Annotated in this window: 23 protein-coding genes and 2 pseudogenes; 17 read left to right on the top strand and 8 right to left on the bottom strand. The window is 57.6% G+C overall.

Annotated elements, in window-relative coordinates; all coding sequences use genetic code 11:
* Positions 1-506: 506 nt before the first annotated feature.
* Positions 507-980, bottom strand: a complete 474-nt coding sequence (locus NP534_RS16980; RefSeq protein ID WP_274099469.1) for an anti-virulence regulator CigR family protein — start codon at positions 978-980, stop codon at positions 507-509.
* A 109-nt stretch (positions 981-1,089) separates the two neighbouring features.
* On the opposite strand from NP534_RS16980, the gene NP534_RS16975 reads away from it, so the two are divergent.
* Positions 1,090-1,653, top strand: a complete 564-nt coding sequence (locus tag NP534_RS16975; RefSeq protein ID WP_274099468.1) for a DUF1003 domain-containing protein — start codon at positions 1,090-1,092, stop codon at positions 1,651-1,653.
* 80 nt (positions 1,654-1,733) lie between these two features.
* Here NP534_RS16975 and NP534_RS16970 read toward each other — a convergent pair whose 3' ends face one another.
* The 4 genes from NP534_RS16970 to NP534_RS16955 all read right to left on the bottom strand — a co-directional run bounded on the left by NP534_RS16970 (position 1,734) and on the right by NP534_RS16955 (position 4,549).
* Complete coding sequence (locus tag NP534_RS16970) at positions 1,734-2,807, bottom strand: aldo/keto reductase (RefSeq protein WP_274099467.1); 1,074 nt, start codon at positions 2,805-2,807, stop codon at positions 1,734-1,736.
* Between the two features lie 60 nt (positions 2,808-2,867).
* On the bottom strand, positions 2,868-3,095 hold the full coding sequence (locus NP534_RS16965; protein WP_186659777.1) for a hypothetical protein: 228 nt from the start codon (positions 3,093-3,095) through the stop codon (positions 2,868-2,870).
* A gap of 41 nt (positions 3,096-3,136) precedes the next feature.
* Positions 3,137-3,466, bottom strand: coding sequence for a hypothetical protein (locus tag NP534_RS16960; protein ID WP_186659779.1), 330 nt, complete (start codon positions 3,464-3,466; stop codon positions 3,137-3,139).
* 366 nt (positions 3,467-3,832) lie between these two features.
* The gene (locus tag NP534_RS16955; RefSeq protein ID WP_274099466.1) at positions 3,833-4,549 is read right to left on the bottom strand and encodes a hypothetical protein; all 717 of its coding nucleotides are present in this window, start codon (positions 4,547-4,549) and stop codon (positions 3,833-3,835) included.
* Positions 4,550-4,912: 363 nt separating this feature from the next.
* On the opposite strand from NP534_RS16955, the gene NP534_RS16950 reads away from it, so the two are divergent.
* The 3 genes from NP534_RS16950 (at position 4,913) to NP534_RS16940 (ending at position 7,772) form a co-directional block, all read left to right on the top strand.
* Positions 4,913-5,155, top strand: coding sequence for a hypothetical protein (locus NP534_RS16950; RefSeq protein ID WP_274099465.1), 243 nt, complete (start codon positions 4,913-4,915; stop codon positions 5,153-5,155).
* 30 nt (positions 5,156-5,185) lie between these two features.
* Positions 5,186-5,458, top strand: coding sequence for a DUF3077 domain-containing protein (locus tag NP534_RS16945; RefSeq protein ID WP_274099464.1), 273 nt, complete (start codon positions 5,186-5,188; stop codon positions 5,456-5,458).
* A 268-nt stretch (positions 5,459-5,726) separates the two neighbouring features.
* Positions 5,727-7,772: a TonB-dependent receptor domain-containing protein gene (locus NP534_RS16940; protein ID WP_274099463.1), complete on the top strand. Its 2,046-nt coding sequence runs from the start codon at positions 5,727-5,729 to the stop codon at positions 7,770-7,772.
* A 72-nt stretch (positions 7,773-7,844) separates the two neighbouring features.
* On the opposite strand, the gene NP534_RS16935 is transcribed toward NP534_RS16940, so the two are convergent.
* The 3 genes from NP534_RS16935 to NP534_RS16925 all read right to left on the bottom strand — a co-directional run bounded on the left by NP534_RS16935 (position 7,845) and on the right by NP534_RS16925 (position 11,849).
* Positions 7,845-10,010 carry a methyl-accepting chemotaxis protein gene (locus tag NP534_RS16935; protein WP_274099462.1) on the bottom strand — a complete coding sequence of 722 codons (2,166 nt, stop codon included), beginning with the start codon at positions 10,008-10,010 and terminating at the stop codon, positions 7,845-7,847.
* Positions 10,011-10,370: 360 nt separating this feature from the next.
* Positions 10,371-11,099: an HNH endonuclease gene (locus tag NP534_RS16930; protein ID WP_274099461.1), complete on the bottom strand. Its 729-nt coding sequence runs from the start codon at positions 11,097-11,099 to the stop codon at positions 10,371-10,373.
* Between the two features lie 240 nt (positions 11,100-11,339).
* Positions 11,340-11,849 (bottom strand): GNAT family N-acetyltransferase, encoded by a 510-nt coding sequence (locus NP534_RS16925; protein ID WP_274099460.1) that lies wholly within the window; start codon positions 11,847-11,849, stop codon positions 11,340-11,342.
* Between the two features lie 423 nt (positions 11,850-12,272).
* Here NP534_RS16925 and NP534_RS16920 point away from each other — a divergent pair, with 423 nt between their 5' ends.
* The 13 genes and pseudogenes from NP534_RS16920 (at position 12,273) to NP534_RS16865 (ending at position 20,853) form a co-directional block, all read left to right on the top strand.
* Positions 12,273-12,515, top strand: a complete 243-nt coding sequence (locus NP534_RS16920; RefSeq protein ID WP_274099459.1) for a hypothetical protein — start codon at positions 12,273-12,275, stop codon at positions 12,513-12,515.
* A 30-nt stretch (positions 12,516-12,545) separates the two neighbouring features.
* Positions 12,546-12,812 (top strand): annotated as a pseudogene (locus NP534_RS16915) (DUF3077 domain-containing protein).
* Between the two features lie 448 nt (positions 12,813-13,260).
* A complete protein-coding gene (locus tag NP534_RS16910; RefSeq protein WP_274099458.1) occupies positions 13,261-14,160 on the top strand; it encodes an HNH endonuclease in 900 nt (299 codons plus the stop codon).
* A gap of 398 nt (positions 14,161-14,558) precedes the next feature.
* A complete protein-coding gene (locus tag NP534_RS16905) occupies positions 14,559-15,383 on the top strand; it encodes an AraC family transcriptional regulator (protein ID WP_186665672.1) in 825 nt (274 codons plus the stop codon).
* A gap of 72 nt (positions 15,384-15,455) precedes the next feature.
* The gene (locus NP534_RS16900) at positions 15,456-15,842 is read left to right on the top strand and encodes a cupin domain-containing protein (protein WP_047581975.1); all 387 of its coding nucleotides are present in this window, start codon (positions 15,456-15,458) and stop codon (positions 15,840-15,842) included.
* A 138-nt stretch (positions 15,843-15,980) separates the two neighbouring features.
* Positions 15,981-16,217, top strand: a complete 237-nt coding sequence (locus NP534_RS16895) for a hypothetical protein (protein WP_274099457.1) — start codon at positions 15,981-15,983, stop codon at positions 16,215-16,217.
* Positions 16,218-16,448: 231 nt separating this feature from the next.
* Positions 16,449-16,886 carry a GNAT family N-acetyltransferase gene (locus tag NP534_RS16890; protein ID WP_274099456.1) on the top strand — a complete coding sequence of 146 codons (438 nt, stop codon included), beginning with the start codon at positions 16,449-16,451 and terminating at the stop codon, positions 16,884-16,886.
* A gap of 250 nt (positions 16,887-17,136) precedes the next feature.
* Positions 17,137-17,469 (top strand): IS66-like element accessory protein TnpA, encoded by a 333-nt coding sequence (tnpA, locus tag NP534_RS26810; RefSeq protein ID WP_443201082.1) that lies wholly within the window; start codon positions 17,137-17,139, stop codon positions 17,467-17,469.
* The gene (gene tnpB, locus NP534_RS16885; RefSeq protein ID WP_020352221.1) at positions 17,466-17,801 is read left to right on the top strand and encodes an IS66 family insertion sequence element accessory protein TnpB; all 336 of its coding nucleotides are present in this window, start codon (positions 17,466-17,468) and stop codon (positions 17,799-17,801) included. Before tnpA ends, tnpB begins: the two co-directional genes overlap by 4 nt.
* Before the next feature lie 61 nt (positions 17,802-17,862).
* Positions 17,863-19,398 (top strand): IS66 family transposase, encoded by a 1,536-nt coding sequence (gene tnpC, locus NP534_RS16880; RefSeq protein ID WP_274099455.1) that lies wholly within the window; start codon positions 17,863-17,865, stop codon positions 19,396-19,398.
* A 55-nt stretch (positions 19,399-19,453) separates the two neighbouring features.
* Positions 19,454-19,933, top strand: a complete 480-nt coding sequence (locus NP534_RS16875; protein WP_221102310.1) for a GNAT family N-acetyltransferase — start codon at positions 19,454-19,456, stop codon at positions 19,931-19,933.
* A gap of 227 nt (positions 19,934-20,160) precedes the next feature.
* Positions 20,161-20,382: pseudogene (locus tag NP534_RS16870) on the top strand (transposase domain-containing protein); the annotation flags it as partial.
* Between the two features lie 117 nt (positions 20,383-20,499).
* Positions 20,500-20,853 carry a gamma-glutamylcyclotransferase family protein gene (locus tag NP534_RS16865; protein ID WP_274099454.1) on the top strand — a complete coding sequence of 118 codons (354 nt, stop codon included), beginning with the start codon at positions 20,500-20,502 and terminating at the stop codon, positions 20,851-20,853.
* Positions 20,854-21,164: the final 311 nt, after the last annotated feature.

The raw sequence follows: 21,164 nt of genomic DNA, 5'->3' as shown, positions 1-21,164 counted from the left end.
TATTAACATCAGTAGTCGTGGCTCTTCCGAGCCACGCCAGAGCACTTAGCCACTTGAGCCAAGTCCTATTACTTTGCATCCTAAGCTCGATGCCGAGCTACGGCCTTGCCCAAATGCTCGAGATTAATAAGCGGTGTATGCATGCGTTGCTCTTCCACACGTTCTTCCGCACAGCCAACCCTTACATAATTAACCAATGAATTGACTGCCAAGGTACCAAAAATGGGCACGGTCACTGTCAAAAGCATCAGATATTCAAGATCATAGCGAAAAACGCCAACCACAAGGAACGAGCAAGCGCAATCGCGGCGAGCACAGCATACTTCAGGCACTCCCAAAATTTACGCCACCGTCTGGAGAACGCGGCCCTGTATCCTTGCTTGAACTCCATCTAATTGAACCTTCAAATCCATGTGCAATAATTCTCCCTTCTCATTTAAATTCAGCAACGCTATGGGGGCGCCAATCAAGCCAGATGCGTCGCTGGCCGCTTTAACTGCGGCAACTCAATCAAACGCCCCGTTCACAACCTCATAAATGATCCCGGTCGCGACCGCCACGAGCAGCAAGTCCACCCCCGCCTGCATCCACTCGTAGCCATCATAATGAGGCAGTTGCCCCAGCAACCGGCCATCCAGCTTCTTGGCGATACCCGGCGGCAACGGCTTGCCGCGCGCCAGGTTCTTTTGAATGCCAGGCGGCAATGCAGGGCCTGGGCTCCAATAGCTGCGATGGCCACTCAAGATGCCCAGCACATCGCCTCGGTCGATTGCTGGCCCGCCGTGCCAGTCACCGCCACCCGAGCTCGACTTTTTACCGCCAGGATTGCCCTGCCCTTGGGAATGCTGGCCCTGCCCCTTACCTTGCCCGTGCCCTTTGTTATTGCCGTTACCGTTTCCCGGGTCGGCGTACGAAGCGCCAGGGGCCACTAACAGCGCCATTGAGGTTACTGCGGCAATCAACACGTGCAACTTGGCCATTACGACACCCTTTTCAGTGAAGCGGTTTACTGAACTTTAGGCCATGCGGCCATTGCGTAGCTGCGGGCTAAGCTAGTTTGGACATGCCCCAGCCATCCGGAGCCCGCCGATGGACCCTTCCAAACCTGCACAGCCCTCTGTCTCCGAGGCTTCCGAACACGTCGACCATCTCAGGTTTCACCGCGCCCATGCGCACATGCAACCAGTGTTTGGCAACGACGCGTTCGCCCGCAAGGCAGAAGCCTTCGCTCGCTTCTTTGGCACGCCCTTGTTTCTAGGGTCACAGTCACTCGTGGTATTGATCTGGGTGGGCATCAGCCTGTCAGGGCTGTCCGATTTCGACCCCTACCCGTTCATTCTGCTCAACCTGGCGTTCAGCTTACAGGCGGCCTATGCAGCGCCCCTGATTCTGCTCGCTCAAACCCGCCAGGCCGATCGTGACAAGGCCTCTTCCGAGGCAGATGCCCGCCACCGCGAAGCCATTGCCATGGCCAACCAACGCCGCCAGCGCGATGCTGAGACGCACAGTAAACAATTGCAGCAGCTATTGGAGGTGAATACCCATTTGACCGAAGCCACCAAGCAGATGAGCGAGAGGATTGAAATGCTGACCTCGCAATTGCACGCGCACTTATTGAGCGCAGGAGGGCGAGTAGCCGACCACAACGACTAACCGTCAGGGAGCCCCACGGGCATCGTGACCTGAAAGAGGTGGCACCTGTACGCCCAGGCACCGCCTCATGGCGCAAGCTATTACTGTTTCTGCTGCTTCATGGTCTGCCGATGCAACTCAATGAATGGCGCCTCGGCCGGGTCGATTCGGTCCATGCCAGCCGCAATCCGGTGCCAGTACGGATACTGCGGCGCAATCCGCGTCACCCGTTCGAGCAATTGCTGGTCTTCGGCGGTCAGCAGCAGCTCCACCGCCTGCAAGTTATCGTGCAACTGCTCGGCCGTGCGCGCCGCCGTGATCACGCTGGTGATACCGGGCCGGCCTTTGAGCCAGGCCAGGCACACCCGCGCCGGCGAGCAGCCATGGCGCTGCCCCACCTCGATGAGTGCCTCGATGATGTCGTACGCGCGCTCTTGGTCGTGCACGTAGGGCTCTGGCCAACCATTGCCCTGGCGCGTGCCGCTCGGCGTCTTGTGCCCGCGCCGTACCTTGCCGGTCAACAACCCCTCCCCCAGCGGCCCCCACACCAGTGTGGCGATGCCCTGGTCGAGCGCCATCGGCAGCAGCTCATACTCGGCCTCGCGCGCCTCGGGGGTGTAGTAGATCTGCTGGGCGACCGGCTGCTGCCAGCCCTTGAGCTGGGCGGTGCCGAGGGTTTTCATCATCTGCCACGCGGTGTAATTGGAGGTACCGAAATAACGCACCTTGCCGCTTTGCACCAATTGCTCCAGCGCCGAAAGCGTCTCTTCAACTGGCGTGAGTCCATCCCAATTGTGAATCTGGTAGAGGTCGATATGGTCGGTGCCCAGGCGCTTGAGGCTCGCCTCGCAAGCGCGGATCAGGTGATAGCGCGAAGCCCCGCTGTCGTTGGGGTTGTCGCCCATCGGGCTGCGCGCTTTGGTGGCCAGTATGATCGACTGGCGCCGCTGCCCCAGCGCCTGGCCGACGATTTCTTCGGCCAGACCGTGGGAGTAAAGGTCCGCTGTGTCGACCAGGTTGAGCCCAACGTCGAAGGCCATGTCGAACATGCGCCTGGCCAGCGCTACATCCACGCTGCCGGTTTTTTCGAATGCGCCCCGGCCGCCGAACGGGACTGTGCCGATGACCAGTTCCGAAACCAGCAGGCCGGTATTGCCAAGTGCGCGGTATTTCATGGTGAGTACCTCCAAATGCAAACGACTTGGAAGTACCGACGGTACAGCGTGCTGAAACGTTCAATCCGATCGTTTACGAGGGGCTTGATACTCATACGGCTGTTCAACGCTCTGCCGTTCCTCGTCCGTGGCGTCATCACGCGCTGGCCAATCTGCGCCCTCTTGCTCATTCATCAGCGGGTCGTCATCAGGGTTCGGGACTGTAGGGCTGTCCGGGTTCACGGCAGGGTCGGGCGAAGTGGGCAGGTCACGGTTGCTGCCGCCTTGCGCGGTGTGGTCACTGTTCATCGCTGTACGCCTCGGAAGAAACGCTGGGTCACCCAGCGAGCTTACGGATGCTCGCTGGACACTGAATTGTTGGCGTCGACATCCCTCATCTCTTCCTCAATCGGCGACTCATCGTCCGCCGGCAATGGTACTTCGCCTTCATCAGGGCCAGCCTTTTGCGCCGCGTCATCCTGGGCGTCCTGACCCGAGCCTGGGTCGCCGGGTGGAGGGTTCCAGTCTTCCGGTCGTTTCTCGGACCATTTTTCGCCCGCGCCCTGTTTGGGTTCAGACTCAGTCTGCTCCAGCCCTGACCCATGGGCCGCGCCGACGTCAGGTGCTTTTTCTTCTGGGCCTGCATAGGGCGCATCGGGGCCGTTGTGATCAATTGCCATGATAGTTCTCCAGTTTGCGTGCCAACGCCTCAATAGAGAGAGCGTGCCCCCGCAGCGCCTATTGGCGCTTCAAACCGGGGTGCACGACTACACCGAACGCCCCGGCCTCATTCAGCGCCCGGGGGGATACCGTCCTTGTTCTTGTCCTTGAGCTTGGCCTTTTCCTCTTCCGTGGAATGCGCCGGTACCTGGCTTTGTTGCGTATCGTCTTTGCGCTCAGTCATCGTACTGCCCTCAGGTTGATGAACGTTAGGCACCCCTGCAGTTGGGCAGTTCAAGCGAATGTGCGACGCTGGCCGCTCACGCCTGCGCGGTGAAGACCGGCTCGCAGTACACAGGCTTTGCATTGTCGGTCAATGCATTACTTCATGGCCGCATCAAAGGCTCGATACCGATCCACTTCTTCACGGGGTGGTAGCAGAGCTCGATGGGTGGGATCGGCAGTTTTCGGCCTTGGGCCTCTAATGCGCCCAGGTGAATGGTCCACTTGGCATCGGCGTTGAACTTGTCCGTCTGGAAAATCACATAGGCGGAGCCGTAGCGTTTGTTGTTGGTGATTTTAGGGATGTTGCGGTGCACTTCGTCGCTGTTGATGTCGTAGGGCGACGGGCGTGCTGAGGACGGGTACACGAGCGGAAAGTCGTAGGTCTTGTCGATGCCCAGGTAGACCTCTGGCCGCGCATTCAGACGCGAGCCGTCTTCGAAAGTGATATAGGCCTGGCGGCTGTCGTACAGGATCGGGATCGGCGGCTCGCCACGGTTGGAGGTGGACGAGGGGCGCTGGCGGTTTTTGTTGTAGGCGATGAGCTGTACGTAGAACTCCGGCCGCGAGTATTTCTCGCCGGGGTAGTTGACGTGCAGGCCTTGCGAAAATGGCCGGTCGCTCCACTGGGCGGCGTGGTCATAGAGGTACGTTTCCAGGTAGAGGGTGGTCTCGCCTTGCGGGCCAGGTACTTTGAACTGGAACCCGGATTGGCAGAGGTCCGCGTAGGCGGCGCGTTCGCGCTTCCAGGGGACGCACGCGGCCAGGGTGGTCATGGCAAGCAACAACAAGAGGGAGCTTGCGGATTTTAAGTTAGTCATGACCTTCCTTGGTTTGAATGCCTGTCACGGGTTAGTTTCGAAGCCCGAGCGTTGCAAGTTGTTGCGGCGAACGGCCTAAAAATCAGATTTAAACCCTATCTTGTAGTCCATTTCCCAAAGATACTCGCTGCGCCTGTTTTTCGTTGCGGTCGTTTTATCAGCATTTTAGTCTCGCCCGGTCGTTGCACATCAACGACTAGCTTTGACAGGCTGATGACGACCAAACACCCAGCTGTGCCTATGGCGGCTGTGTGTGGGGCACCTCGTGTGCGCCGGTTTGGTCTTCACCGGTCTGTCAACCCATACACAGCTGCCTCCACTTGTTTGACAGCAAGCGCTGGTCGCTCCATTGAGGACCAAATGATGCTGAAGATAGTCCCCGATCCACCCTACAATTTTCACTCCCTGGAAGACACCCTCATGATGGCCGCGGACTACGCACTCTGTGCCGAAGCCGTTGCCCAGCAGGCGATGTTGATGGAACCCAAGTCGCCCTCCTCCTTGTTGATCATGACCTCGATGCACGAGCTTGAAACCTTGCGCAGACTGCTTGAGGTGGCATTGGCGCAGGTGCAAATGCCGAATGAGCCGGGAGCGCAGCACTAAGGGCATCTACAACTTCAGGGAAATCAAACAATGGCCACAGAAGAAACCCGATTCACTGTCGGCAAAACCACCTTCTACCAAGGTGAAAACCAGACCCATCCACTGTTCCGCATCGAACCTGGCATCCCCTGCCAGAGCGCCCGCGAACAGGCCTCAGAACTCATGGGCTATGCCCGCGACCTGTCCATCGACGGCCTGATGGAAGACAAACCCCAGTTGCTTTGGGCCTCGCACTACCTCTGCGCCCTGGCCAAGGCCCTGCTCGACGATGCCGAACTGGGCATGATGACAACTCAAAAGTAACCACTTGTGGGAGCGGGCTTGCCCCGCGAAGGGCCGCAAAAGCGGCCCAGCAACTCAATTACCACCACGGACTCATACAGCGCCCAGGAATACAGGTACCCGCCTGGCCATCCCCTGTCTGCAAGCCCCCTCCCCACAGTCAATTTTTGTAAATTCTAGGTAAATTATTTTTCACATTTTCTTTTAAATGATTCTCGTTTGCGTTAATGTCCCGCCCCGATTGCATTCTGCCCCTGGAATCCAACCGCTCGACAAGGACAGTTACACGATGCCATTCCCACCTTTTTCCCGTGCCCTGCTCACCGTCGCACTGCTCGCCGCGACTGCGGTGCAGGCCGAGGAAATTCACGAGCTTGAACCGCTCCCCCCCACAGAACTGCAAGCCTCGTTCGTCACCGCCACGGGCGGCGGCACGGATGTGCGAGATGCACCGGCTAGCGTCAGCGTTATCACCCGGGAAGAGATCGAGCGCCAGCCGGTCTACGACCTGAACACCCTGCTACGCCGCATCCCCGGCGTCACAGGGGGTTACGGCCCCGTGGGCGAGCAGTCGAAGATCAAGCTGCGCGGCCTTGACGACAAATACACCTTGATCCTGGTGGACGGTAAACGCATCGGCAGCTCCGCCGACACTAACTACCGCCGTGATCTGGGTCGCCAGGACATCAACTGGATCTCGCCGAACATGATTGAGCGGATCGAGATCGTGCGCGGGCCGATGTCGTCGTTGTATGGCTCGGACGCCATGGGTGGTGTGATCAACATCATCACCCGCAAGGTATCCCGTGAGTGGAGCGGCTCGCTCAACGTCAATACCACGATCCCAGAAGACTCCGACCGCGGTCAGACCAACCAGACCAGCGTTAACCTCTCTGGCCCTGTCACCGACTCCCTGGGGCTGCGCCTGGGCGCCAACCTTACTCGGCGCGCTGCCGACGAAGCCGAGCCGCGCCTCGATGCACTAGGTGACTTCGTTTACAACGACGGCGCCGGCGGTTCCAAAGACCACAGCGTCAATGCCTTGCTTAATTGGCAGATCAACGACAACCATGAGTTGTCCTTCGAGGCTATCCAAGGCGTGGAGCGCTCGTGGTCGTCGAAGAAAACCTTTGGCGACTGGGGTGATACGGTCGGTGAGGGCTTCGGTGCCGGGCGCCTGACCCGTGATAGCTTCGTGGTCTCTCACCACGGCGACTGGGGCTTTGGTACCTCGCGTATCGACGCTTACCTGAACAAGTTCAACAACGAACTCAGCGAGGGCAAGGCCAACTCCGAAGAAAAAATCGTCGAGGGTAGCCTTAACATCCCGTTTGACCTGCTGGTAAACCAGCGCCTCACCGTAGGCGGCCAGTGGAAACGTGAGCAACTGACCAACACCGACACCCTGGGCACCGTACCGGTTGATTACCAAGGGGCAGTGGTGGGCGGCGCGGAGCTTGAGGGCGACTATTCTGCGCTGTTCATCGAGGACGAGCTGTTTCTGCTCGACAACCTATCGCTGACGTTGGGCAACCGCTTCGACCACAGCGACGAGTACGGCAACCACAACAGCCCACGTGCTTACGTGGTGTATCACCCTCACCCTGACTGGACCGTACGCGGTGGCGTGTCACGCGGCTTCCGTGCCCCCAGCCTGAAAGAAGGCAGTGCTGGCGCGGCGACCAACTCTGGCGGTCGCGGTTGTACATCATTGCGCCCGCTGGGTTATGTGACCGGCAGTTGCTGGATGGCAGGCAACCCGAACCTGCGTCCGGAAATCAGCACCAACAAAGAGATTGGCGTCTCCTTCGACCACGACGGTTGGGAAGCCAGCCTCACTTACTTCCACACCGACTTCAAAGACAAAATCGAGTATGCGCCGCTGGGGTATTTCCAGGGCCGCTGGTGGACCATGCTGGAAAATGCTGACAAAGCCCGCACCCGCGGCTGGGAAGGCAGCACCAAAGTGCCGTTGTGGGAAAACGCCAGCTGGCGCACCAACGCCACCTACATGCTCGAAAGCCGCAACCTGTCGACCGGTAAAGACCTGATCAGCTCGCCGAAGCTGTCGTTGTACAGCGCCATCGACTGGCAGATCACCGAACGGATCGGTACCGAATTGTCAGCTCAGCACGTGGGCAAGCAACGCGGCCTGGGTACCGACTTCGTCAAGCCATACACCACGTACGATCTGACCGCCAACTGGGCAGCCACCCACTGGCTTACCCTGAATGTCGGCGTGCAGAACCTGCTGGATGAAGACCCGCGTGATGACTCGACCAGCTATTACGTGCCTGGCCGGGCGTACTTTGCGGGGATAACTACTTACTTCTAATTGGCAGCGCACAACCCAGAATTCGCGCTTTTACGCGAATTCTGGGTTACTTGTGTGAGGCGCCATCAGCGCTCAAGCAGCAGCGACCCGTTCGCCATCACCGCTGACCTCGAATTGCCCCACCAGCTTCTGCAGCTTACCGGCATCCACCTTTACCTTCTGCGCGCTGTTTTGCAGCACCACTGCGGTCTGGCGCATCTCGCTGGAGGAGTGGTTAACCTGTTCGATGGTCTTGCCGTACTCGATGCTGCGGCGGTTGAGCTGCTGGATGATGGCGAACATGCCCTCCACCGCCTGGTGAAGTTGCACGTTCTCCGACGACGCATCCTCGGCCAGGCGCAAACTATCATCGACATTCTGCACCCCCTCCTCCATAAAACTCACCGCCTGCTGCGTTTCGTTCTGCAGGCCTTCGACCATGTGCCGGATATCGTCGGCCGCCCGCGCGGTGCGGGCCGCCAGACTGCGCACTTCATCCGCCACTACCGCGAACCCACGGCCATGCTCGCCCGCCCGTGCCGCCTCAATGGCGGCATTTAACGCCAGTAGGTTGGTCTGGTTGGTAATGTCGCTGATCAGCCCGGTGATATTGCCAATCTGCGCCATGCGGCTGTCGAGCAGTTGCACACTGGAGGCCGAGCGGGCCACCACATCGCGAATCGATTGGGTGCCTGCCTGCACAGCCAGGTACTGCTCGCGGGCGCGGCTGACCACCTCGTCCATGGCCTGCTTCATGTGTTCGGCGCTGACCGAAGCCTGCTGCAGCTCACCGAGCTGTTCCTCCATGATGATCATCATCTGGTGCACCGCATCGGCCACCTCGACAGAGCTCACGCTCGCTTCCTGGCTGCGCCCGAGCATCATCTGGTTGGTGCTGCCAACCGTGCGGCTGGCCTTGACCACCTGCCCCACCACGGCGTCCAGGCGGTCGATGAAACTGTTGATCCAGCGCGCCATGTCGCCACTCTCGTCATTGGCCAGGGCGCCAGTGTCCAGGCGCTGGCGCAGGTTGCCCTCACCCTCGGCGATGGTACGCAGCACACCGCTCATGCCGTTCAACCTGGCCGCCAGGCGCCTTGGCCCGAGCACGCCGAACAGCAGCGTAGCACCGACCATGCTGAGGGCCTGGATGGCGTCGTTCACCCCCTGTGGCAATCCGGCGTAATGCTGCACCAGGTAATTACAGCCGAACAGCCCAACCATGGTCGCCACGTAGGGTTTCATCAGCCGGTAGCTCAGCGAACGGCGGCGATAGACCTCCTCCAAGTCGGCCTCGCACATCATGCCCCAACGGTCGAGCGACCCTGGCAACTGGAAGGTCACGCCCTTGCCGACCACCGGCACATGGCGGTAGTCCGAATAACCAGGGTAAGTCACGAACAGGTTGGCGCCACGCCGGATGGTTTCCCGCACGCCGGGGTGCAGCTCACGCGTCGCGGGGTCGGTGAAGCGCAGCTCCAGCTCGGTATGGCGCTGCACCTGCACAGTGCTCCAGGGCGTACGCACGCCACTCTTGAGGTTTTCGCCATGAGTAAACGTCCCGTCCTCAAAGCGCGAACGGGACAAGGCGGTGCCTGGTTGCACGGTCGGGTCGAAACGCGATTGCACCATAAACAGATAGTTGTCGCCCGACTCGGCATAAATATGCCCGGCCTCGCGCTGGATCAGGTCGCCCAGCACATCATTGGGGACCCGGCCACACAGGCAGCCCAGGACGTTGCCCGCGTGCCTGATCGGCTGGTAGAACATCAGCGTCACCTCATCGTGAAAACGCGACGAGGATGGGCCGATCTGCAAGGTCAACGGGTCGCTGTAGGGCCCGTGAAGAAATGGCGCTTTCAGGCCATGGGCCAACGCCGCGAGCTGCTCGCTCTGCGTGCTTCCACGCTTTGGCCAGGTGGATACCCTGACGTTGCCCGTGCAGTCAATCACACTCAGTTCCGAAAAATCTTCGGCCTGTGCCAGCTTGTCGAGTAATGCCGAGGGCTGAATATGAGCGAAGTCTACTGCCAGGCATTCCGCCAACTCTGCCAGGTGATCCCATTGTTCGCGCGCCCAGTTGTGCAGCAATTGCACCCGCGTCTGGGCAATGGCTTCGAACGTCTGCTCGATTTCTACATAGTTCGAACGATTGAGGCGGCACGCCCAACTCATGCTGAACTTGCCGGCTTTGCCGAACCAGGGCAGCCAGCCCCGCTCGCTAGATGACAACTGCATGGAACTACTTGAAAGCGACATTAAGTTCACCATAAGCGACACAGATATCAAAATGCCAGCAACTTCCAGGCCAACTGTAATCCAAGCGCAATGCCGGGTAGTGGCTACCCCTAGACGCTCACTACTGGTGCATGAGGGCTGTGTTCCAGGCCACTTCGCACCCTGAAGGGGCGCGGCGGCTGCACTTAAGAATGCCGGGGCCGCTCCACCGATGCCCCCATTTACAGGGCATGCGCGAACATTGTGGGAGCGGCCTTGTGCCGCGATGGGCCGCAAAGCGGCCCCACTACAGGCGATGGGTAACTTAAGTGAACAGCATTAAATTCGCGCTTCTAGGCGAATTCTGGGTTAGGTGGATAGCAACTCGGTGGCGCATGGCGCTCAGCCGAAATGCGCCTGGCGATGGCAGTTGGGACAAACTACACAGACGTTACCCAAATCATCCAGGCCGCCATCCGACAGCCTGACGATGTGATGGACTTCAAGATAAGGGCTCGCGTCCGATTTCCTTTTGAAGGGCGCAGGCTTTTGGCAAACCTCGCATAAACCGTCAGCCCTGTGAAGAGCCTCGGCCACTACATCGGGATCCCTGAGGAAGTAAGTAGAGGTCGTGGTGAACTTGACGGGCGCCGCCCCTTTTTTCTTCGCCAACCTGGCTTGGCGCGCCACGGCTGTATCGTTCAACGCCACTTGGACTTGAGCGTCGTGCACCCTACGGTACTGAGCGATTGCACCCTGAGCGTGGTCTATCAACAGCTCCGAATGCTCCACGGCTTCTCGAATTCGGTGCAGTGTCACACCCCTGAGTTGCTCATAGTACTGAATGTGCAGTCTCGTAGCAGTCAATGCCTGCCCCAGCGCTTCTTCACCGGCGTCTCTGAAGATACCCTGCAGATAGAGCACCGTCGTCGGCACATTAATCGCCCGATGGTAGCATCTGCCACGGCGCATGATCCGATAGACATTGATCAAGTCGTTAGCGTAAGTCGTACCCACTCCTTCCCTGGTCAAGCATTCGACCCCCTGCCTCAGGGTAAGGCTGCGGTCATGTACACGCATCGCCACTTCATACGCTAACTGGATCTGATCAGACGTGAGGAGGTTGGCCAAGATTATCTCTTCCCAAAAAAGCAGCAGGATGCCACTACCTGCGTAAGAGCTCCCAGTGCTACATCAAGGGCAAGTTCAAAAGCCTCGATTGGTAGAAGGACGGGGTCAAACGGTAGGTGACAAAGTTCACTTGAACATTGGCGGAATGATGCAGTTGCTAAGCGGCCAACGTGACGAAGTACACAACACGCCGGAGGAGTAGGACGCCTGGATCGGGGTCGGTGCTGCTTCAGGCCTGCATTATCCAGGGCGCTTCAAGTGCAGCTCCATGGATTGTGACGTCAAAGCCGAGCCTTGACGCAACGGCTCAGGTTCCCCGACTGGGCGGAAGCCACTTGATTGGTACAACTGCATCGCCGGGCTGTCTGCGAGGGTCACACCCAAACAGACACGCTGCGCACCGCGCGATACAGCCCAGGCGGTGGCGGCATCGAGTAGAGCTCTTCCGGCGCCTGTTCCGCGTGACGACGGGGCTACCCACATCTGGAAAAGCTCAACGACAGGGGGTTCAGCGTCCAAGGACTTACACCACACCAAGCCACAGGGTTGAGTGTGTTGATAGGCAATCAAGACCTGTGCGCTGGTGGAAGTGACAGCTGCAGAGATACGTGCTGCCCAGTCTGAATCGTCTCTGGCAGCCTCATGTTCGTAGCGGCTTGAGAAGGCATCGGGTGAGTCGCGCAGGGCCTGCAAACGTAGGTCCCGGTAGACTCGCCATTCACTTGGCGCTAATGGGTGGATCGACAGCATGCTCCCTCCGGTTGATTTCCATATGCAATGAGTGACTTGTACATGAGAACCGGCGAGCTTGTCGAAGCGTGAGAGCTGGTTGCCGGAGTTTGCGCGATACATGCAGTTACGCCTAACGGCAGAAAAATCAGATTCAGCCCCTTTCTTGTAGGGCATTTCCCAAAGATACTCACGGCGCCTGTTTTTCGTTGCGCATGGTCAACGTGGATTCTAGTCTCGGCCGGTCGCTGCTAATTCAGCGATCGGTTTTGACAGACCGTCGTCGTTGTCCTCATGTGCACACTTTTATGGTGGCTGTGCGTGCGGGCACCCTCTGGTGCGCCGAGTGCCAACGTCTCGGTCTGTCAACCCGCGTACAGCTGCCACCTTCTTGTTTGACAGCAAGGTTGCGGTAGCTCCATCTTCTTACGTTGGAGTTACACCATGCTCAAGATCGTCCCCGATCCACCCCACAACTTTCACTCCCTGGAGGACACCCTCATGATGGCCGCGGACTACGCACTCTGTGCCGAAGCCGTTGCCCAGCAGGCGATGTTGATGCAACCCAAATCGCCCTCCTCCTTGTTGATCATGACCTTGATGCACGAGCTTGAAACCTTGCGCAGACTGCTTGAGGTGGCATTGGCGCAGGTGCAAATGCCGACTGAGCCGGGAACGCGGCACTAAGGGCATCTACAACTTCAGGGAAATCAAGCAATGGCCACAGAAGAAACCAGCTTCACTGTCGGCAAAACCACCTTCTACCAAGGTGAAAACCAGACCCATCCACTGTTCCGTGTCGAACCCGGCATCCCCTGACAGAGCGCCCGCGAACAAGCCTCAGAACTAATGGGCTATGCCCGCGACCTGTCCATCGACGGCCTGATGGAAGACAAACCCCAGTTGCTTTGGGCCTCGCACTACCTCTGTGCCCTGGCCAAGGCGCTGCTCGGCGATGCCGAACTGGGCATGAAGAAAACTTGAAAGTGTTCATCATTGCGGGCTAAGCGCAGTCCTTTTGGGGCTAGCTTGCCCGCTAAAGGCCGCAAAGCAGCTCCTACGATTCAACCACCAGCGCATACTCTCCTCCCTCGCCTTAGACAACTACCACTCGACCAATCGTCTTGTGATGCCGTTAGACCCATCTTCGTCCGTGAGGACGCTGCAAATGGCTGCTCGCCGAAAACGGCTAAGACGCTGCGACATTACTGCGGCCAGTATCGGGGGCACCCCGTCATTCCGCTCCGCTTGATGGAGTTCAGACCAAAAACGCCGACACGTGTCGCTTTGCACATCGTCTACCCTGCCTCAAAGATCTCTGCCGAGGCATCAAGGTTGCCTACTTTTTCTATATTCGTTGTAGGAAATTTCCTTTCTACTCATAAGAACTCGCGTTAAAGTCACTGCGATAAGCCTGCATTTAGGACGCGAGATGCAATTTTTTTGGGTAAACCTCGGCGCCACCCACAAGGAAGCCAAAAACGGTCAGTTTCTATGGGCTCCTCTCAGCTCACTATCCAAGCATGGAAAGGTGCAATTCCGAGTTCACTGGGATAACGTCGCCAGGGTCAAGCCCGGTGATTTGATTTTCTGCTATCACGACAATTACATCCGGGGTATCGCGACAGCTCAGTGCAACCCGTACATAGCTGAACGTCCTCCACGTTCGTCATTCAAAGAGTGGCAGAATGAAGGTCATCGCGTCGACATTACTTACAACGAGCTGAAGCGCCCGATACGCAGCGAGGACATTGCTGAGATCTACATGCTGCGATTTGACCCTCGCACTAAACCTCGACTATTCAATAGTGCCAGCGGTATCAATCAGATTTACATGGCTTGTCTGCCTGCTGATGCTGGCCAATTCCTTCTTGAGCAAACTGGGACTCTAGCCGAGTATGAAAATCGCATAATTGATTCCGGCTCATCTCACAAAGTAAGCATTACAACTAGAACGGCGCTGATCGAAGCGAGGGTTGGTCAGGGGGCATTTCGATTAGGACTGCTAGGCCGCTGGGCTGGCAAATGCGCTCTCACCGGCCTACAAAACCCCAATCTACTGGTTGCCTCTCATATACACGCGTGGAGCCTAGCTGATAATGCCGAACGTTTAGATACCGATAATGGCCTGCTTTTAGCAGCACACATCGACTGCTTGTTTGATTCCGGGCTAATTTCATTTTCGCAAAATGGTGACATTCTTATCAGTGACAAGCTGAAGGAAGAGGAACGCCATATTTTGCGATTATACGAATTCACAAGAATCAACCAATTGAGCGATGGAAATCGAATGTATCTTGCGAAGCATCGAGAACGGTTTAGCTTCGGCTGAGTAAGCTTTAAAGCACATGACCAGCTATTACGTGCCTGGCCGGGCGTACTTTGCCGGGCTAACCAGTTACTTCTGAGTTGGTGCGGTACCCAGCAAACATTTGCAGTGTTTACGTGGGCGGCCAGGCTGGATCGGTGGGATGTTGACCCAAGTGCATGTTCGGCTGGCTGAAAGAAAGCCTCCGAAATGTCACGTGCTTCGACAAGCTTGCATAAAGCTACGCCGCCATGGTCTCGTTGGCGTGTTCCATGCGCTGTCTGCGACACCTCGTTTCAGACAGCACATGGGAACGCCGATCTGCTTTAGAGGTTCAGGGCCTCTGGCTGAGAGCGGCCTTACAGAAAGGCGACCGTTTTCATGTGACCATCACGCGAGGTAACTCGCAGGAAAGACCCTTCATGGTACGAAAAGCAAGCCCCGCTGCCACCTCGGACTGGGTCATACGTAGCGCTCAACCTGGCAGCGTAGAACGGATCGAAGCATGGTTCGGCAGCCATGGCTACGACCCGCATCGTCACGACACCTACTCGATCGGCCGCACCCTCGCCGGCGTGCAGAGCTTTCACTACAAGGGGGCGCTGTGCCACGGCGTACCAGGTAATACGCTCGTCCTCCACCCTGACGAAGTCCATGATGGTATGGCCGGTACGGATGCGGGCTTTCGCTACCGGATGGCCTACATCGACCCGGCGCTGATTCAAAACGTGCTCAGCGGTGAGCCATTGCCCTTCATTGCCGGCGGGCTGACCCGCGACCCGCGCCTGTACCGCGCCAGTGAAGCCTTCGTGCAGGCACTGGATCACCCACTGGAAACGCTGGAGGAGCAGGACGCCGTCTATGACCTGGCCATGGCGCTGCGTGCGGTCGGCGGCAAGCCACGCGGCCGCAAACGCCTGGACTACCGCTCGGCCGAGCGCGCCCGGGCGTTCATCATGGAACACCTTCAACAGGGCATCACCCTGGAGATGCTCGAACAGGCCAGCGGCCGCGAGCAATGGAGCTTGTCACGCGACTTCCGCGCCCTTTATGGCACCAGCCCCTACCGCTTTGTCACGCTGCGGCGCCTGGACACTGCTCGGCGGCTGATGCTGGATGGCTTCACGCTGGTCGATGCAGCACTGGCTGCTGGCTTTCACGATCAGAGCCACATGACACGGCACTTCACCCGCAGCTATGGCGTGTCGCCATTGCGCTGGCTGGAACGCTTGCGGCCTTCCCGCTGACTTGCAGGATCGTACAAGAGCGGCGTGCGTTGGGTTGGATAGGCTGATCACCTCAACTACAGAGGATCCGTCATGTCCGACGCCAACACGCAACGCGCATCATGCCCTGTGAACCTGACCCAGAAGGCTTCACTGATTGAACAGCAGTGGAGCCCCAGGGTGGTCGCGGAAATGAACGACTACCAGTTCAAGGTCGTGCGAATCGAAGGTGAATTCATCTGGCATTCGCACCCGGAGACCGATGAAGCGTTTCTTGTGCTTGAAGGCACCTTGCGCATCGATCTGCCAGAGGGCTGCGTTTATGTGAACCCCGGCGAATTGTATGTCGTGCCACGTGGGGTGGAACACAGGACAGCGGCGCAGGGGGAAGCGAAACTGATGATGATCGAGCCACGCGGCGTGGTGAATACCGGCCATGAAGGCGGTGAGCGGACGGCTTTGAACGACGTCTGGATTTGAGTTGATCGTCTCAATAGACGATACCGGGATGCGCGTAGAACCGCGAGCACACTATGCGTATATGGAACTAAGATCCTCAATGCTGTAGAAAATCGTGAATCCGGCGCTTTAATAGCTATCGCTTCAGAGGACCGCTATATGGGCATCCGCAGCTTAGCGAAAAACCTGCCTCCAGACCCCGCCAAAGAAGGCTGGGTGCTTGGGTGGGGCGTCCTTCGGGATAGGCATCCATGGCATTTTGTCGACGTCTATGCAGACCAGAAGACAGCCAAGGCGGAGGCGGAGCGCCTTGGTGATGGCTACGTCGTTGAGTACGGGTCACACCGCCTTGGCTCGAAGGAATTCGTATGCGGTACCACCCTGCCTGAAGGCTAACGGCAGCGGATCTGTCCTCCTGTCCACTCATCCAGCCTTCGTAACCACACTCTGCCGCAGCGCGAAAAATGCGGGATCCTGACGCACAGGGGAGCAGACCTGCTGACACGGCCGCCGATGCAGTGGGCGAGTAAGATTACGGAGTTACTGCCGTACAAATGGGGCCACCGTTGATTGCGCCAGCTGTGAAAGGATACTCTCATTCGAGGGGGGACTATAAAGGAGGAGATCATGGAAAAAACAATCAGACTCGCCAACCTAGCGGATATCGATGCCATTTTTGATATTCGAACCAGCGTTCACGAAAATCACTTATCCCTTGATCAGCTCGCGGAAATCGGGATTACTCCTAGAACGATACGACAGGCAATTATAGAGGCCCCATGCGCTTGGGTCGCCGAGGTCAATGGTGCCCCTGTAGGCTTTTCCATGGCCAATGTCGAAGACGGATGTGTGTTTGCCGCTTTCGTTCTACCCGAATTCGAAGGGAACGGATTAGGGCGCAAACTGATGGATAAAGCAGAGACTTTCCTATTTCAACACCACCAGACTATCTGGTTAGAAACAGCTGAGGCTAGCCGTGCGAGTGGCTTCTATCGAAACCTCGGCTGGCAGCCCGTGAAGACCTTACCAGAAGGTGATATTCGCTTTGAAAAGTGCCAGAAATAGTAATCAACAAATGTACTGATGATTTGAGGTTGGTCAAAGACGACCTGAAGCACACCTTCGGCAGGCGCCTGAAAGCGGCAGGTGCAACAGAGGAAGATCGGAAATCGTTTCTGAGACACAAGACCACCTACTCTGGTGCAGAGCTGGCGTAAGCGTCCGGCCAACTCACCTTGCTGACCCCAACGCCAGAGGCGATGGTGTCCACCTAATTTAGGTGGACACCATTTCTAGCCTTTAAGGGGGTCTTTCCATGCAGCCACAACGCCGATCCTATTCCAAATCCTTCAAGGCCCAGGTAGTCCAAGAGTGCGCTCAGCCCGGCGCGTCGATTGCCAGCGTCGCGCAGCACCACAGCCTTAACGCGAACCTCGTCCATAAATGGATTCGGGTACAAACTAACAAAGCTCTGGAGCTGCAACCTGCTTTCATTCCTCTACCTTTGCAGCTCGCCGGAGGGCATTCGCAGGCTCCGTCATCGAGCATCTGCGTTGAAATCCAGCATTCGCGTGGCACCGTCAAAGTGAATTGGCCGACCGAAAGCGCTGCCGCCTGTGCCTCCTTTCTGCGAGACCTATTGCGGTGATTCGAATCGATGCGATCTGGCTCGCCACCGAACCGATGGACATGCGCGCCGGCACCGAAACGGCGTTAGCCCGGGTCATTGCGGTGTTCGGTGCGGCGAAGCCGCACTGCGCTTATCTGTTCGCCAATCGCCGCGCCAATCGGATGAAAGTTCTGGTGCATGACGGCGTGGGTATCTGGCTGGCGGCGCGACGATTGAATCAAGGCAAGTTTCACTGGCCCGGCATTCGGCACGGATCGGAGGTCGAACTCGATAACGAGCAACTTCAGGCTTTGGTACTGGGCTTGCCATGGCAACGGGTCGGTGCTGGCGGCTTGATCACAGTGCTGTAACGCCTGCCATTAGCCCATCGGTTTATCGCTGCTGACTTCCGGCTCTGACACAATCAGCGGCATGACTTCCTCGCCCAATCTCGATCAAATGACACCGGAACAGCTACGTGCCTTGGCCGAACAGACCTTACAGTTGCTGTCCCAGGTCGACTCGATGAGCCAGAAAATCCACCGCCTTGAAACGGTCAACGAGCAACTCTCTCATGAGATCGCCATCCTCAAGCGACACAAGTTCGCCAAGCGCAGCGAACAGCTAAGCCCTGACCAAGGTAGCTTGCTCGACGATCTGCTCGACACTGATATCGCGGCCATCGAGGCCGAGCTAAAGGCGGTCAATCCGCCACCTGCGACGGACAAGCTACGTCAGAAACCCAAGCGTGCGCCGCTGCCACCGCAGTTCCCACGTACAGTGATCCGTCACGAGCCAGAAAACACCCAGTGCGTCTGCGGCTGCCAACTTCAGCGCATTGGCGAAGACGTCAGCGAGAAGCTCGATTACACACCCGGCGTGTTCACCGTCGAGCAGCATGTGCGTGGAAAATGGGCCTGCCGCCAGTGCGAAACACTGATCCAGGCGCCGGTGCCGGCCCAAGTGATCGACAAGGGCATTCCGACCGCAGGCCTGTTGGCCCATGTGATGGTGGCGAAGTTCGCCGACCATTTACCGCTGTACCGGCAGGAGAAGATTTTTGCTCGGGCCGGGCTGGCTATTGCTCGCTCGACACTGGCGCAATGGGTCGGACAGACCGGCGTACAACTCCAACCTCTGGTCGATGCGCTGCGTAAACAAGTGTTGGCCCAAGGCGTGATCCACGCCGATGAGACTCCGGTTCAGATGCTAGCGCCAGGCGAGAAGAAAACTCACCGCGCTTACGTCTGGGCCTACAGCACCACGCCGTTTTCGGCGCTCAAGGCTGTGGTTTATGACTTCAGTCCCAGTCGTGCAGGCGAGCATGCGCGCAACTTCCTTGGGCGGTGGAGCGGCAAGCTGGTATGCGATGATTTCGCTGGCTACAAAGCCGGTTTCGAGAAAGGCATCACCGAAATTGGCTGCATGGCCCACGCCCGTCGCAAGTTTTTCGATCTGCACGTGGCGAACAAAAGCCAGCTGGCTGAACAAGCGCTGTACTCGATTGGCGGCTTGTACGAAGTTGAACGCCAGGCTCGGGACATGAGCGCTGAGGATCGTTGGCGAATACGCCAGGAAAAGGCAGCCCCGATCATCAAAACGCTGCATGATTGGATGTTGGCCCAGCGTGATCTGGTGCCCAACGGATCGGCAACAGCCAAAGCCCTGGATTACAGCCTTAAACGCTGGGTAGCGCTAACGCGCTACCTGGACGATGGTGCTGTACCCATCGACAATAACCAAGTGGAGAACCAGATCAGACCATGGGCACTTGGGCGCTCAAACTGGTTGTTTGCCGGATCGCTTCGCAGTGGCAAACGGGCGGCTGCTATCATGAGTCTGATCCAGTCGGCGCGCATGAATGGGCATGATCCGTATGCCTATCTCAAGGATGTACTGACGCGGCTGCCAACGCAAAAGGCAAGTCAGATCGAACAACTGCTGCCGCATCATTGGATAGGTGGCTGATCTGCGCGAGGCCTATTTCCCGTACCCTCACGGACAAACGATACTAAGGACAGATATGCGAATTCGAGCAACAAGCGAGAACGACTGGATGCTACTCAAGCGCGTCAGGCTTGCCGCGCTTCTGGATACGCCGACAGCCTTTGGCGTCAGTTACAAGACTGCTGCTGACTATGACTGCGACCAGTGGAAACAAAGAGCCTCATCTACGGGAACCGAGTTCTGGCTGGCGTTCGAAGAAGGCAGGCCCGTCGGGATGGTCGGTGCCGCAGTCAGTGAGTCAGAGCGCTTCAATTTGATTGGGATGTGGATTGAGCCCGCAGCTCGGGGGGCTGGCATCGCAAAAGAACTGGTGGATATCGTAAAGGCTCGATCCACTGAGAGAGGTTTTGACGGCGTTTTTCTGGATGTCTCTCCTGAAAACGTTAGAGCCTCAAGCTTCTATTTGAAACAGGGGTTTGTCTTCCTGGATGAATGGGAGCCATTGGAAAGTCATCCGCATATTACTGTTCAGACTATGGTGTGGACGAAGCAGTGACCTCACCCTAAAAGGGTTGCAGCTAGGCCATCGCAATGTGACTTCCCAGGACGCTTACACTGGGCCTGCCGTGGCAGCGAGTCGGCTCAGGCGGTGTGATCAGCGTGCTCTAACCGCCGGCCATTTGGCCGGTCTGCGTGTCGTCGTTTCGTGCCTGCTCTGGCACAATCGGCGGCATGACTTTCTCGTCCAATCTCGACCAGATGACCCCGGAATAGCTTTGTGCCTTGGCGGCACAGGCGTTGCAATTACAGTCCCAAGTCGAGGCGATGAGCAAAAAGATCCGGAACGATGAAACCGTCATTGAACAGCTGACCTACGAAATCGCCCTTCTCAAACGCCACAAGTTTGCCAAGCGCAGCGAGCAAATTAGCCCGGCTCAGGGCAGCTTGCTGGATGACCTGCTCGATACAGACCTTGAAGCTATCGAGGCAGAGCTGAAACAGCTCGCCGACACACCGTGCGACTGATATAAGCCTGCTTCTGCCACACTGCTGGGCGCCGGATTTAGCGTCCTAACCAAGCGGACGTTTTGCCTTTGTGATGGATAACCGAAAGGAAGAAATATGACGTTGCATCAGGATTTTAAAATTTTGCTGTTTTCTTATGGCACCTTGCAGGACAAGGCCGTTCAGGTCGCCAACTTTGGCCGAGAGCTAGCAGGGCAGCTGGATCACATGGCCGGTTACAAAGAGTCCTACGTTGAAATTACTGACCCGGAGGTGCTTGCCACTAGCGGGAAAACACACCATCCAATTGTCATCCCTAGTGCAAACCCTGAGGAGACTGTTCCAGGCATGGTCTTCCAGATAACCCCACAAGAGCTACGTGCAGCGGATGCCTACGAGGTTTCCGACTACAAGCGTGTTGCAGTGGGGCTTGTCTCCGGGTTGACGGCATGGGTGTATGTAAAAGCCTAACGACTTCAAGAAGTTCGTTGGCGCACAGTGAGCCCAGCATTTCCGGTGAAGTCGACCGCTTAAGCAGTCGGCACTGGCCACCTGAATGCTGGGATTCGCAATGTGTGTTCTCGGAACGCTTACGAGCTGGCAACTGATAGAAGCGGCAAACAAAGCCACAGCGACGGACTCGCGTGGGCCGGTGCTGACAAATCTGAAGAGGAGGCAGGCGTAAAAACCTAAGAAGTCACGCAAAAGTCACGCACATGAAAAAGGCCACTCCTTGCGGAAATGGCCTAAGTCATTGGGATTATTGGTCGGGACGGAGTGAT

Origin of the sequence: Pseudomonas sp. 39004 (assembly GCF_028682155.1) — a bacterium.
Lineage (GTDB): Bacteria > Pseudomonadota > Gammaproteobacteria > Pseudomonadales > Pseudomonadaceae > Aquipseudomonas > Aquipseudomonas capeferrum.
This window is presented reverse-complemented; position numbering and strand designations above follow the sequence as displayed.